At 62.3% G+C, this 13783-nt stretch carries 13 protein-coding genes; 8 read left to right on the top strand and 5 right to left on the bottom strand.

Translation table 11 applies throughout. The features are described from left to right. Positions 1 to 50 precede the first annotated feature (50 nt). Entirely contained in the window at positions 51 to 1448 is a 1398-nt protein-coding gene (locus tag HMPREF3227_RS01045; RefSeq protein ID WP_066493374.1) for a YkvI family membrane protein, read from the top strand. A gap of 75 nt (positions 1449 to 1523) precedes the next feature. Next, entirely contained in the window at positions 1524 to 2549 is a 1026-nt protein-coding gene (locus HMPREF3227_RS01040; RefSeq protein WP_066493431.1) for an aldo/keto reductase, read from the top strand. A gap of 64 nt (positions 2550 to 2613) precedes the next feature. Here HMPREF3227_RS01040 and HMPREF3227_RS01035 read toward each other — a convergent pair whose 3' ends face one another. Beyond that, on the bottom strand, positions 2614 to 3288 hold the full coding sequence (locus HMPREF3227_RS01035) for a LysE/ArgO family amino acid transporter (protein ID WP_066493376.1): 675 nt from the start codon (positions 3286 to 3288) through the stop codon (positions 2614 to 2616). Between the two features lie 70 nt (positions 3289 to 3358). Between HMPREF3227_RS01035 and HMPREF3227_RS01030 the strand changes: the two genes are divergently transcribed. Next, entirely contained in the window at positions 3359 to 4207 is an 849-nt protein-coding gene (locus HMPREF3227_RS01030; RefSeq protein ID WP_066493433.1) for an ArgP/LysG family DNA-binding transcriptional regulator, read from the top strand. A 3-nt stretch (positions 4208 to 4210) separates the two neighbouring features. Here the strand turns inward: HMPREF3227_RS01030 and HMPREF3227_RS01025 are convergent, their stop codons facing one another. Beyond that, positions 4211 to 5317, bottom strand: coding sequence for a glutathione S-transferase family protein (locus HMPREF3227_RS01025; protein ID WP_066493378.1), 1107 nt, complete (start codon positions 5315 to 5317; stop codon positions 4211 to 4213). 161 nt (positions 5318 to 5478) lie between these two features. Between HMPREF3227_RS01025 and HMPREF3227_RS01020 the strand changes: the two genes are divergently transcribed. From HMPREF3227_RS01020 to HMPREF3227_RS01010, 3 genes are all read left to right on the top strand, one after another. Further along, positions 5479 to 6393 carry a DoxX family protein gene (locus tag HMPREF3227_RS01020; protein WP_066493383.1) on the top strand — a complete coding sequence of 305 codons (915 nt, stop codon included), beginning with the start codon at positions 5479 to 5481 and terminating at the stop codon, positions 6391 to 6393. 199 nt (positions 6394 to 6592) lie between these two features. Further along, positions 6593 to 7042 carry a hypothetical protein gene (locus tag HMPREF3227_RS01015; protein ID WP_141759184.1) on the top strand — a complete coding sequence of 150 codons (450 nt, stop codon included), beginning with the start codon at positions 6593 to 6595 and terminating at the stop codon, positions 7040 to 7042. Continuing rightward, positions 7042 to 7353 carry a transcriptional regulator gene (locus tag HMPREF3227_RS01010; protein ID WP_066509565.1) on the top strand — a complete coding sequence of 104 codons (312 nt, stop codon included), beginning with the start codon at positions 7042 to 7044 and terminating at the stop codon, positions 7351 to 7353. Before HMPREF3227_RS01015 ends, HMPREF3227_RS01010 begins: the two co-directional genes overlap by 1 nt. Here the strand turns inward: HMPREF3227_RS01010 and HMPREF3227_RS01005 are convergent. From HMPREF3227_RS01005 to HMPREF3227_RS00995, 3 genes are all read right to left on the bottom strand, one after another. Continuing rightward, positions 7317 to 8564, bottom strand: coding sequence for a glycosyltransferase family 87 protein (locus HMPREF3227_RS01005; protein ID WP_066493391.1), 1248 nt, complete (start codon positions 8562 to 8564; stop codon positions 7317 to 7319). The genes HMPREF3227_RS01010 and HMPREF3227_RS01005 overlap by 37 nt on opposite strands. Before the next feature lie 76 nt (positions 8565 to 8640). Next, positions 8641 to 10494, bottom strand: coding sequence for a dihydroxy-acid dehydratase (gene ilvD / locus HMPREF3227_RS01000; protein WP_066509562.1), 1854 nt, complete (start codon positions 10492 to 10494; stop codon positions 8641 to 8643). 29 nt (positions 10495 to 10523) lie between these two features. Next, positions 10524 to 11006, bottom strand: coding sequence for a PH domain-containing protein (locus HMPREF3227_RS00995; protein WP_066493399.1), 483 nt, complete (start codon positions 11004 to 11006; stop codon positions 10524 to 10526). Positions 11007 to 11376: 370 nt separating this feature from the next. Here HMPREF3227_RS00995 and HMPREF3227_RS00990 point away from each other — a divergent pair, with 370 nt between their 5' ends. Both HMPREF3227_RS00990 and ilvN read left to right on the top strand, forming a co-directional pair. Next, the gene (locus HMPREF3227_RS00990; protein WP_082750207.1) at positions 11377 to 13239 is read left to right on the top strand and encodes an acetolactate synthase large subunit; all 1863 of its coding nucleotides are present in this window, start codon (positions 11377 to 11379) and stop codon (positions 13237 to 13239) included. Between the two features lie 5 nt (positions 13240 to 13244). Further along, positions 13245 to 13760 carry an acetolactate synthase small subunit gene (gene ilvN / locus HMPREF3227_RS00985; protein ID WP_066493401.1) on the top strand — a complete coding sequence of 172 codons (516 nt, stop codon included), beginning with the start codon at positions 13245 to 13247 and terminating at the stop codon, positions 13758 to 13760. Positions 13761 to 13783 lie beyond the last annotated feature (23 nt).

Genomic DNA, 13783 nt, shown 5'->3' with positions numbered 1-13783 from the left:
GAGGGGTGCGGTGTGAGTGCATGGAAAACTGCTGTCAACTAAAGGAAAACGTGTCTTTTAACAAGACAATTGGTATCGCATTATCATTCGTCGGCTTGCTCGTCGGCGCTGGATTCGCCACGGGACAGGAGGTGGTCCAGTACTTCACGTCCTTTGGTGTGAGCGGCGTATGGGGCATCATCGTCGCAGGCCTCATCATGGCCTTGGCCGGCACGGTGTTCCTCCAGCTGGGTTCGTACTTCCATGCCTCGGCGCACTCGGACGTATTCCGCCACGTCACGCACCCGATTATCTCGCGGTTCCTTGACGTCTGCGTCATCTTCACGCTGTTCGCCGTCGGCTTGGTCATGCTCGCCGGCGCGGGCTCGAACCTGTCCCAGCAATTCGGCATTGACGCGTGGATAGGCTCGGCTATCATGGTCGTCCTCGTCCTTGTCGCGGGCATGCTCGACGTTGACAAGGTCTCGCAGGTTATCGGTGCGCTTACCCCGCTCATCATCATCGCGGTCCTCGGCGTAGGAATTCACGCCCTGCTGAATATGCCGGCCGATCCGGTCGAGTCGATGAATATCGCAGCCCAGACGGAAAGCCCCATTAACAACTGGCTGGTCTCCGCGCTCAATTACTGCGGTCTTGCGCTCATCCTCGCCGTGTCCATGTCTCTCGTCATTGGCGGCGACAACATCAGCCCGCGCGAGGCAGGCTGGGGCGGCCTTATCGGTGGCATCTCCTACGCCATCCTCATGGGCATCGCCGGATTCGTGCTGCTCATGCGTCCGGACGCCGCGGGCTCGGATATCCCGATGCTCACCCTCGTCAACGAGATCAACCCCACGCTGGGTCTGCTGATGGCCATCACCATTTACCTTATGATCTTCAACACGGCCATCGGCATGTTCTACGCGCTGGGCAAGCGCCTGACCTCCACGCGCCCGCACCTCTACCGTCCGGTCTTTATCGTAGGCACGCTGGTTGGCTTCGCCTTCTCCTTCGTCGGCTTCAAGGAGCTCATGGGTTCCGTCTACCCGGTCCTTGGCTACTTGGGCATCGTCATGGTCGCCGTCCTTGTCGCCGCGTGGCTCCGTGGTCTGTCCAAGATTCAGGACGAGTCCATTCGCCGCGACCGCATCCGTGCGTTGCTCGCGCTCAAGCTGCACCCGGATAAGGAATACGACGAGAAGTTCGACGAAGAAATCGGCCAGCATGTGGTCGACTCCAACATGGAGGACGAGGCCCTTTACGAAGAACTCGTCACCGAGGTGACGGAGAAGCTCGATGCCGATGAGGACGTTGATTTCTCCCTCGACGATTTCGACGAGGATGCCCACGATGTCACGGATTACACCGAACTCGACGGCGTTGAGGAAGGACGTTCCGACGAAGAAATCGCGGAGTTCCTCGAGGACACCGTCAAGAACATCGACGAAGAGCCGACTGCTTCCAAGTAATCGTTAGAGGCCGACCGTAGGGTTCCCAAGCATGGGCCCTGCGGTCGTTTCGCATATAAGGGCACAATGGGCAGCATGGATGACTACACGCTCGCCGCCGACCGCTATGACGACATGACCTACCGCCGGGTTGGCACCTCCGGCCTCAAACTCCCGGCCCTGTCTTTAGGCCTGTGGCAAAACTTCGGCCACGACACCACCCTCGACGCCCAAGCCGCCATCCTTCGCGCGGCCTTCGACCAAGGCATTACGCACTTCGACCTTGCGAATAACTACGGTCCCGGTCCCGGCGCCGCCGAAGAGAACTTCGGACGCCACTTCGCCAGGGACTTCCAGCGCCACCGTGACGAGATGATTATCTCTACCAAGGCGGGCTTTGAGATGAACCCCTCGCCCTACGGCACAGGCGGTTCGCGCAAGTACCTCGTGAGCTCCCTCGACGCCTCGCTGCGCCGCCTGGGCCTCGACTACGTGGACATCTTCTACCACCACTGCCCGGACCCCGAGACCCCACTCGAGGAGTCTCTCGGCGCCCTGCGCGACATCGTGGCGGCGGGCAAGGCCCTCTACGTTGGAATCTCCAACTACGACGCGGAGCTCACGGCCGAGGCCGCGGACTTCATGGAGGAGGAAGGCTGCCCGCTCCTTATCCACCAGCCGCGCTACAACATGCTCGACCGCTGGGTGGAGGAGGATGGCCTCCTCGAGGTCGCCGCGGACGCAGGCTTGGGCGTCATCTGCTATTCGCCACTGGCGCAGGGGCGTCTCACGGATCGCTACCTCGACGGCATCCCCGCGGACTCCCGTATCGCCCGCGCTCCCGGCAACGGTGCGCTTGAAGCAGACTGGCTTTCCGATGCCGCCTTAACCTCCCTGCGTGCACTCAACGACATTGCAGGTGAACGCGACCAAACGTTGGCACAAATGGCACTGGCCTGGATTCTGCGCGACCGCGGCGAACAGACCGTCACCTCGGTCGTCAACGGCGCCTCGAGTGTCGCCCAACTCGAGTCGAACCTGCACGCACTCGATAACCTCGACTTCAGCGACGCTGAGCTGGAGGCCATCGATTCAGCTCTCGTAACGAACGACGAGAAGTAAACAGTCCCCCTCTCATGCACAAGCTCGATCGTGCATGACGGGGCTGTTTTCTTTGTATCTGTGCTTAGTGCAGCAGCAGCTTAAGGGTGAGCCCCGTCATGACGCAGCCAATCGCGAAGTTGATGCCGCGCCACACGTTGGGGCGGGCGAGGACGTGGGCGAAGCGCTGGGATCCGAAGCCGACCAGGGGGAACCAGCAGAAGGACGCGCAGATGGAGCCGGCGGCGAAGACCCAGCGGCCTTGTTCGCCGTATTGGTTGGCGATACCGCCGAGCATGACGAGCGTGTCCACATAGGCTGCGGGGTTGAGCCACGTGAGCGCCATGGCGCCGAGGACCGGCTTGACCCAGGTCGCAGCCGGAGCGGTGCGCACCAGGGTCTGGACGGCGGAGGAAGAATTGGGGGAGGTGGAGGGGGCATCGGAAGGCTCGGTGTGCTCAATGACGAGGGTGTCGCCCTGAGGCTTGAAGGCGTCGCGAAAGCAGAGGTACGTGAAATAGGCGAGGTAGATAACGCCAGCGTACTTGAGGACTGTGAGGACCATGGGATGGCGGTCCACGAGGTAACCCACGCCGACGGTGCCGGCGAGGATGAGGATGACGTCGGAGAGTGCGCAGGCCAGCACAATCGCGCCGATATGGTTGCGTTTAATGCCCATCTTGATGATGTAGGCATTCTGGGGACCGATGGCGATGATAAGCGACAGACCGAGGGCGAAACCGGCGACGAGGATTGACATGCTTTGAAAAGTAGTACGGGGGTTATATGAAGTCCATTTACATCTTCTTCATTCGATTAAGATGAGCTTCATGAACCAGGTACAGGTGGATACGCTGCTTGCCATCGTGGAAGAAGGCAGCTTTGAAGTGGCGGCGGCGGTGCTGGGGATTTCACCCTCGGCGGTAAGCCAGCGCATCAAGGCGTTGGAGTCCGATACAGGACGCGTGCTGCTGCGACGCACGACGCCGGTCGAACCCACAGAGGCCGGCGAAATCCTCGTGCAGACCGCGCGACGGATCGCGTTGGTCCAGGCGGAGGCGCAGGCGCAGCTTGATGCGCGAGTGCGTTCTATTCCGTTATCGGTGGGAGTCAACGCAGACAGCCTGCATTCGTGGTTTCAACCGGTCATCGGGAAGGTGGCAGGGCTGGGCGGTGCGACGTTGCGGCTGCGCGTGGAAGACGAGACGGAAACGCTGGGCATGCTGCGCCGCGGCGACGTGCTGGGCGCCGTGACGAGTGAACATACTCCGGTCGCAGGCTGCGAGGCGTCGCGGCTGGGGACCATGCGCTACTACGCGATGGCCTCGCCGGGATTGCATAAGCGCGCGTGGGAAGAAATGCCGATGGTGCTATACAGCAAGCAGGACCCCGTGCTGAAATCGACGCTCCGCGGGTTGGGTCTGGAGCTGCGGGAGATGCGCGGACGGCGTAACTTCGTGCCTGCCATCGATGCCTACAACGAAGCCGTGCGGGTTGGCTTGGGCTGGGGCATGATCCCAGAAATCCAGGCCGAGGCGCTTCTAGAAAGCGGCGAGCTCGTCGTCCTCGACAACGTGCATCTCGACCTGGAATTGTGGTGGCAGCGCTGGCGCTTGGACTCGGAGATGCTCGATAAGCTCACCGAGTTTGTGCACGAGGCTGCGGCAGAACTGCGTTAGGCGTTACTTGCCTGCGACGGCGGGACCGAAGAGATCAATCTGGAACTGCTCCGGGTTCTTGATGTGCTCGCCGGCGGGAAGCGCGCCGGGCAACGTGGTGCCCTCAGCGAACGGGGCACCGCCGAGGCGGTCGCGGTCGTGCGGCTGCGCCAGCCACGACATGTCCGGACCAACGGGCACGATCTTGGTGGGGTTAATCTCCGTGTGCACCATGTAGTAATGCTGCTTGATCTCGGTGAAGTCGGTGGTGTCGCCGAAGCCCGGGATCTGGAACAGCTCCTGCAGGTAGCCGCGGATATTCGGCATTTCTGCCGTCTTCTCGCGTGAGCATTTGAAATGGCCGTAGTAGACCGGATCGAAGCGGATGAGGGTGGCAAAGAGACGGATATCCGTCTCCGTGATGTGGTCGCCCACCATGTAGCGCTGCGTGCCCAGGCGCTCCTCAACGAAGTCGAGCGCCTCCCAGAGTTGGTTGTAGGCTTTCTCATAGGCCTCTTGGGAACCCGCGAAACCAGCGCGGTATACGCCGTTATTGATGTTGTGGAAGATGTACTCGTTGAGCTTTTCCATCTCCTCGGCGTGCTGAGTGGGGTAGAGATCTGGCGCGCCCGCGCGCTGGAAGTCGGTCCACTCCGTGATGAAGTCACGGACGATCGTGTTGTACGAGTTCGTCACCACGCGCTTCGTGGATTCCTCCACGATGGCCGGCACTGTGATGCCGCGCGGGTAGTTGGGGAAGCGGTTGAAGTAGGCCTCCTGAAGGCGCTTCGTACCGAGTACCGGATCGACCTCGCCGGGATCCAGATCGAAGGTCCAGGAGCGCACGTCGTGTGTCGGGCTGGCTAGACCGAGCGAGAGCGTGTCCTCGAGCCCCATGAGTCGACGGGTGATGACGGCGCGGTGTGCCCACGGGCAGGCGCGTGCCGCGACGAGGCGGTAGTGGCCGGCTTCCATGGGCCAGAAGAACGTGCCGTCGTCCTGTGCGGTCGGCTCGGAGACGCTGGGGGAGATGCGGTCTTCGATGTAGGTGGTGTCGCGGACGAATTCGCCGTCCGGAGAGGCATTGCGCGCGTCGCCGGCCCAATCCGTTGCGGTGTCCTGAGTGGCCATTGCGGGTCCCTGCCTTAAAGTTGCGCCTAAAGTTGTGCATGTGTCAACAAAATATTTAACCTTAGAATAGTCCGAGCTTTCCCGTCGTGCAAAACAACGCCTCGGTAACAATCGGCGCGCCCCACGGCAAACTCCCAGGAACTGCTCTACATTCGGAAAGTATGACCGACAAAAACAGGCCCGATAACGCACGCGACTTCGACGACGTCGACGTCCCGACCTATAGCCCGAGCACCGGCTCCTCGCCTGCGAGCAAGTCTTTCGGCGACCGCGCCCAGCCCCAGCAGGTGGGAGGCTCGCCGGAGACCATTAGCTTTGACTCGGCCGCAAAGAAGCAGCCCCCGGCGGAGACCACGCAGTTCGCGCAGACTTCCGAGGATTACTCCAAGCCCGCTGAGGTGCGCAACGAGACGGTTGACATGGCCGCCCCTACCCAGCACTTCGACCCGAATACGAACGCCGCGCCCGTCGCCGTCGCTGAGGCGGAGGAGGGTCCGACCCCGGAGGAGCAAAAGGCTGCCGATGCCCGTGCCAAGCGTGAGCAGCGGAAGGCTGACCCCCGCCGCGGCACCCTCGACTTCGGCCTCCTCTTCGTCCGTATCGCGCTGGCCCTGTACCTCATCGTCGCCGGTGTTGGCACCTTCTTCGGCCTCGGTGAAGCCCAGGGGCTTTCCGAGCTGGAGACCTCGTTCGCTGGCTACGCCCTGCCGCAGGTCCTCGCCATCGCGGTGCCGACGCTCCAGCTCATCGCCGGCGTCTTCCTGCTGCTCGGCCTGGTCACCCCGCTGGCATCCATGCTGGGCCTGGTTGTCACCGGCTTTGCTGCCATTCATGAGCTTACGCAGTCGAGCGCTGGCCTCAACCTGTTCAACTGGCCGGACGCCATGTGGCTGTCCATCGTCCTCTTGCTGGTAGCCTTCGCCCTGCAGTTCACCGGCCCGGGCGTTATCTCCTTCGACTTTGGTCGCTCCTGGGCTCGCCGCCCGCTGGCCTCGTCCTGGATCTTCGTCGTCATTGGTATCGCTATCCTCGTCGTCGCCTGGTGGTTCGGCGCTGGGGTTAATCCGCTGAGCTAAAAGCTTGGCCGTGTCCCCTTCAAGGCCCGTCGCAGTTCGCTGCGGCGGGCTTTTGCTTTGTCTTGCTTAGCCACAACGTCCGAATAGGCGGCGAAAAATCGAAAATTCTCGACCTTATTCGGGGGTTTTGGCTAATCACCCTCTTGCTTTCCAGAGTGGAAAATGAAACAATTTCCACAGAGGAAAACAAGGAGGAATGATGAACGATGAAGTTCGTGAGGCCCTGGAATACCAGGCCGGAGTTCAGGAAAAGGCACATCGGACGACCGCCGCGCCGGTGTGGATGGCGGTGCTCTTTGGCCTTGTCTACGGCGTTTCCATTTTCGTTCTTGCACTGAACCGAGGAGGGTGGCAGAGCTTTCTCACGATGGGAGGGTTGTTCGTAGTTCTCTGCGTCCTGGCGTGGCAGATTGCCCGTCTGTCCAAGGTGCGCCCGGCTATGCGCCAGGATCCGTTTACGCAGCCGAAGGTGAGCAAGAGTTTCTACGCGGCCCTCAGCTTCATGTTGTGGCCGTTGTTCGTCGACCTCATCAATAACTTCTTTGATCCCATGCCGGTGTGGCCGTGCGTTCTCTTCGGGGCGTGCGCTACGGCGCATAGTGCCTGGATGCTCCGCAGCGGCGCGTTGATGAACCCCGGAGTGCAGTGATGGCGGCGCTTGATCCGGTCATTCACCCGCTCAATCGCTTCAAAATCTGCGCGGCGCTCAACGCGTTTGGGGCGGTTGAGGGGCAGGTCCGCAAGGAGATGAAGTTCGCGGCGCTGCGTGATGAGGTAGGGATCTCGGATGCGACGCTGTCCAAGCAGCTGGGCACGCTCGAGGACCATGGTTATGTCTCACGCTTTCGTGAGTATGGCTCCTCGCGCGGTAAGGACACCGTGTGGGTCATGCTCACCACGGCCGGAAAGTCGGCGTTCGAGGGTCACTTGGCGGCGCTGCGCGAGATGGTCGGGGACTGAGTGCGGGCGAAGCACAGAGCGAAGAGCGTGAAAGCGATAACGGCCAGCCACACGAAGTCATCGACGAGGAACTTCTGGAAGAAGGGCATGTCGTAGACGTCGATTTGGTCGCCGAACCACCACTTGGGCGGGACGGTGAGCAGCATGGCGGCCCAGGCGACGAGGACGGCCATGAGCCCGCCGGTAAGCCACGTACGGGTTTCGCAGACGCGGTAGAAGAGTACCGGGATGATGAGCGCGAGCCATACCCAGTGGTGGGACCAGGAGACGGGGGAGATGAGCAGCATGACGACGGCGGCGGTCATCCAGGCTTCGGTGTCCCAGCCGCGGTGGACGAGGCGGCGGATGAGCAGCGCACCGAGGACGACGGTGAGCAGCGCCGCGGCGAGCCACAGGAGGTTGATAAGCGTGCCGTGGGCCTCGGCGGCCTCTTTGGAGGTAAACAGACGCTGGATGACGGCCTTGAGCGAGGAGTTGGACTGGTAGTCCGTGCCCACGCCGAAGTCGCCGCCGGAGCCCATCTGCAGCAATTTGGTGGAGAAGAACTCGACGAAGACTTGCCAGCGCACCGCGGCGGCGATAAGCGTCGCGATGACGGCCGAGGCGGCTGCGGTGAGGATGGGCTTCCATTCCTTGCGGACCAGGAAGTAGAGCAGGATGGCCAGCGGCGTGATCTTGATAGCGGCGGCGACGCCGATGAGCCAGCCTTGGGGGAGGAAGCGCTTGCGGGGAACAAGATCGGCGACGACGAGCGTCATGACCACGATGTTGATTTGGGCGAAGCCATCGTTGAGGCGGACGGGCTCAAAGTTAAGGCCTAGGGCCCAGACGGGCAGGATGGCCCACCAGATGTCGCTGCGCTTCGTCACGGCGCGGAAGATACCGAAGAGGCAGGCGAGGATCGCGAGGTCCGAAATGACGATCATGATGTCGCCGGCCATCGAATCCGTGATGCCGGAGAAGATGGTGAGTGGCACCATGAACAGCGCGCCGAAGGGCGGGTAAATAAATGGCAGCTTGAGGTCGCCAGCCATCATGGGTTCCGCGTAGACGGACCGGCCGTCGAGGAAGGCCTTCACACCTTCGCGGTAGATGATCATGTCCACTGGGAAGTCCGTCACGAGGACGTGCTGAATGATGGTGGCGAGGCCACCCAGCGCGCCGAGGACGGCGAGGGTGAGGCGGAAGGCGGGATTCTCAAGCAGTTTCATCGCTAGATAACTCTAGGCCATCCGCGCGTGAAAACGGCGAAGCCCTCCTGTCGGGGCAACAGGAGGGTCGATATGCCTAGTTGACGAAGCCGTCGACAACGCGGACGGCGCCGCGGTCAGCGGAAGTCGCCATGTTGGCGTAGGCGCGCAGCGCCTTGGTCACTTGGCGGTCGCGGTTGACCGGAGTCCAGGGCTTCTCGCGGGACTCCTGGGCGTTGCGACGATCCGCGATGACGGTCTCATCGACCTCGAGAGTGAGTTTGCGCTCGTGGATGTCGATGGTGATGGTGTCGCCATTTTCGACCAGGCCGATGAGTCCGCCGTGGGCGGCCTCCGGGGAGATGTGGCCGATGGACAGGCCGGAGGTACCGCCGGAGAAACGGCCATCCGTGATAAGCGCACAAGCCTTGCCCAGGCCGGAGCCCTTGAGGAAGGAAGTCGGGTGGAGCATTTCCTGCATGCCCGGGCCGCCGGCCGGGCCCTCGTAGCGGATGACGATGACGTCGCCCGGCTGGACCTCGTGCTTCAAGATGATGGAGACGGCTTCTTCCTGGGACTCGACCACGCGGGCAGGTCCGGAGAACTTCCACAGTTCCTCGTCGACGCCGGCGGCTTTGACGATGGCGCCATTGGGGGCCAAGTTGCCGCGCAGGACAACGAGGCCGCCGTCGGAGGAGAAAGAGTGGTCCACGGAGTGGATGCAGCCGTTCTCCGCGTCGGTGTCGAGGTTCTCCCACTGGGAGGACTGGGAAAAGGGCTCGGTGGTGCGTACGCCGCCAGGGGCTGCATGGAAGAGCTCGGTGGCTTCATCGATGGCCTTGCCGCCACGGATGTCCCAGTCGTTGAGCCAGCCGTCGACCGTGTCGTAGGCGACGGTATGGACGGACTCGTCGATGAAGCCGCCGCGGCGCAGCTCGCCGAGGATGGCGGGGATGCCGCCGGCACGGTGGACGTCCTCGATGTGGTAGTTGCCGTTGGGGGCCACCTTGGAGATGCACGGCACCTTGTAGGACAGCTCGTTGATGTCCTCGAGGGTGAAGTCGACCTCGCCCTCCTGGGCGGCGGCAAGCGTGTGGAGGATGGTGTTGGTAGAACCGCCCATGGCCATGTCGAGCGCCATGGCGTTGGTGAAGGCTTCCTTCGTCGCGATATTGCGCGGCAGGACGGACTCGTCTTCCTCACCGTAGTAGCGCTGGCACAGATCCATGATGGTGGCGCCGGCCTTCTCAAAAAGCGAACGGCGAGCGGTGTGGGTGGCCAGCGTGGTGCCGTTGCCCGGCAGGGAGAGGCCGAGGGCCTCGGTGAGGCAGTTCATGGAGTTCGCGGTAAACATGCCGGAGCAGGAGCCACAGGTCGGGCAGGCGGCCGCCTCGATGGCGGTCAGCCCTTCGTCGGAGACCTGTTCGTTGGCGGTCGCGTTGATGGCGGTGATGAGGTCGGTGGGTGCATGTGCCACGCCGTCGACGACGACGGCCTTGCCGGCCTCCATCGGGCCGCCGGAGACGAAAATGGTGGGGATGTTGAGACGGAGTGCTGCGTTGAGCATGCCCGGGGTGATCTTGTCGCAATTGGAGATGCACACGAGGGCATCGGCAGTGTGCGCGTTGACCATGTACTCAATGGAGTCGGAGATGATCTCGCGCGACGGCAGCGAGTAGAGCATGCCCTGGTGGCCCATGGCGATGCCGTCATCAACGGCGATGGTGTTGAATTCCTTGGGCACGCCGCCCGCGGCGCGGACGGCCTCGGCCACGATGTCGCCGACGCTCTTGAGGTGGACGTGGCCCGGAACGAACTGGGTGTAGGAGTTGGCGATGGCGACGATCGGCTTGCCAAACTCGTGTTCCTTGGTCCCGGTGGCGCGCCACAGGGCGCGGGCGCCGGAGGCCTGGCGGCCGACGGTGGTTACTTTGGAGCGCAGGGGAAACATGGGGAGTCCTTGTTTATGGTCGGGTGGGTTTAAGCGTCGGGGTGCGTGCGCTTGTAGTCGGCGAATTCTTCCTTGGTGAGAAGAATCTGCTCGCCGTCGCGGTGGATGATGACGACCTTTTCCTCAGCGGCGTACTGGCCGGCGGTGAGAGCGTCGGGGATGCGGCCGCGGGAGGCATCGGAAAGTTTAGGCAGCGAGTTGAACGTGACGCCGGGCAGGCTGTGGTCCTTGCCGGCGGCATCGGAAGCGAATGTGCGGGAACCCTTGAAACCGATGCCGCGGAAGTTATCCCAGTCGAGGTGCACGTTGCCGCGGAAGGCGTAGCCAATATCAATGCCGTCTTCGGAGACTGTGGTGTGGGCTTTGAGAACCCACCAGATCCACAGGACAGGGAAGATCAACAGCCAACCGAGTTGGAGCGGTGCCCACGCGATGCCGATGATGGCGATCATCGCAATGAGCACAATGGCGAGGATATGGGTGCGATCCGGCCTGAAGGTGTGCGCATTCATGTCAGTAGACACTAGTGGACACGGCGGGGAGGTGTGTAACGGGGGCGACCGACCGAGTGTGAGAAATCCGGCTCACCTCGCGAGATATGGGTTTCAATGTATGGAATGGGGGTATCAAGTGGCGGGATAGCCTATCGAGTGTAAGATAGAAACCATGATCATTATTCGACTTCAGCTTGTAGTACCGGACGCGGCGCCTGCCGCAACGGCATAAGTTGTCGTTGATTAGAGCAAGCGCCCTCGCCAGTTGCACACACCGCAACTGAGACGGGGGCTTTGTTGTTGGAGGACCACCCTCATCCTTCACAGATCGCACGGCGCCATACCCGCGGCACCGTAAAAATAAACAAGCTTTGACCCCAAGGAGTAATTGACCGTGGCAGCATCACCGTCGCCGACCCCGGCTTCGCTCGCCAAGTCGACGTCCGGCGCCAAAAGGAGCACCGAGCGCATGACTGGCGCGCAGGCCATCGTCCGCACCCTCGAAGATCTGGGCACTGACCTTGTATTCGGCATTCCGGGCGGCGCCGTGTTGCCGCTGTACGATGCCCTCTATGCCTCGACGAAGCTGCGTCACGTGCTCGTCCGCCACGAGCAGGGCGCGGGTCACGCGGCGGAAGGCTATGCACAGGCCTCCGGTAAGGTGGGCGTGTGCATCGCGACCTCCGGCCCGGGCGCGACCAACCTCGTCACCCCGATTGCGGATGCGAACCTGGACTCGGTCCCCATCGTCGCCATTACCGGCCAGGTGGGCTCGAGCCTGCTGGGCACGGACGCTTTTCAGGAGGCGGATATCCGTGGCGTGACCATGCCGATTACGAAGCACAACTTCATTGTCACGGATCCGCAGGAGATCCCGGAGGCCATCGTCGCGGCCTTCCATCTTGCCGCCACGGGGCGTCCGGGTCCTGTCCTCGTCGACATTCCCAAGGACGTCCAGAACGGCTACCTCGATTATTCCTACCCGCCGCAGCTGGACTTGCCGGGCTACAGGCCGACCACGACGCCCCACCCGCGTCAGATTTCTTCGGCGGTCGAACTCATTGCGAAGTCCGAGCGTCCGGTGCTGTACGTGGGTGGCGGCGTCATTAAGGCCAACGCGCACCGCGAGCTCCTGGAGTTCGCGGAGTACACGGACATTCCGGTGGTGACGACGCTCATGGCGCTGGGTTCTTTCCCGGACTCGCACCCGCTGCACATGGGTATGCCAGGCATGCACGGTACGGTGCCGGCTGTGGCCGCCATGCAGCGTGCGGATCTCCTTATTACTATTGGCGCGCGCTTCGACGACCGCGTGACGGGCGACTTGAACACCTTTGCGCCGGGCGCCAAGGTTATTCAGGCGGATATCGATCCAGCCGAGGTGGGTAAGCTGCGCGAGGTTGACGTCCCGATTGTGGGTGACGCCCGCGAGGTGCTGCTGCAGATGACGAAGACGTACCAAGGCAAGGCGAAGCTCAACCCGCCGGACATCGAGGATTGGATTGCGTACCTGGAGGATATGAAGGAGCGCTTCCCGCGCGGCTGGAAGCCCACCGCGGACGGCAAGCTTAACCCGCAGTTCGTCCTGGAGAAGCTCTCGGAGACCGTCGGGCCGGAGGCTATCTACGTCGCTGGCGTGGGCCAGCACCAGATGTGGTCGGCGCAGTTCATCGACTTCGAGAATCCGCGCACGTGGATCAACTCGGGCGGTGCGGGCACGATGGGCTATTCGGTGCCAGCGGCACTTGGCGCCAAGGCCGCCATGCCGGAGAAGGAAGTCTGGGCTATTGACGGTGATGGTTGCTTCCAGATGACGAACCAAGAGCTGGCCACCGCCGCGGTGGAAGGCTTCCCGTTGAAGGTTGCCGTGATTAATAACGGCAACTTGGGCATGGTCCGCCAGTGGCAAACCCTCTTCTTCGACGAGCACTACTCGCATACCAAGCTGCGCGAGGCCGACCATTACCTGCCGGATTTTGTGAAGTTGGCGGAAGCATTGGGCTGCGAGGCGATTCGCGTGACTACTGAGGACGAGGTCGTGCCCGCTATTGAGCGCGCCCGCGCTATCAATGACCGCCCCGTTGTCATCGACTTCATTGTCGGCGAGGACGCACAGGTGTGGCCGATGATTGCGGGAGGAGCTTCGAACGAGGAGATTCAGTACGCGCTGGGTCTGCGACCGCTCTTTGATGACAACACGTCCGCGGCGGAAGAACCCGCCGAAATCCACGAGGCCCTGGAGGAGGCTTAAATACCATGGCAGCAACCGATATCACTCGCCACACCCTCTCCGTCCTCGTGCAGGACGTGGAAGGCATCATCTCCCGCGTCACCGGCATGTTTTCCCGTCGCGGCTACAACCTCATCTCGCTTGTGTCAGCGAAGACGGAGGTGGAGGGCATCAATCGCCTCACCATCGTCGTCGATGCGAATGACATCGTGACGGAGCAGGTGACCAAGCAGCTCAACAAGCTCATCCACGTCCTCAAGGTCGTGGAGCTCGATGAGGAGACCACTATTTCGCGCGCGATCATGCTCGTGAAGGTCTCGGCTAATAACGACAACCGCGCGCAGGTCGTCGGTGCGGTCGATATCTTCCGTGCTCGCGTTGTCGACGTCGCTCCCGAGTCTGTCGTCATCGAGGCGACGGGCACCCCGGGCAAGCTGCGTGCGCTGCTGGACGTGCTCGAGCCTTTTGGTATTCGCGAGCTTATTCAGTCTGGTCGCGTCGCATTGGGCCGCGGTCCGAAGTCGATGGCGCCCACCAAATAACCCCACACCCACAATTTCCCACC

It is taken from the genome of Corynebacterium sp. CMW7794 (genome assembly GCF_001563605.1).
GTDB lineage: Bacteria > Actinomycetota > Actinomycetes > Mycobacteriales > Mycobacteriaceae > Corynebacterium > Corynebacterium phoceense.
The sequence above is the reverse complement of the archived record's forward strand: the minus strand, read 5'-3'. Positions and strand labels throughout refer to the sequence as shown.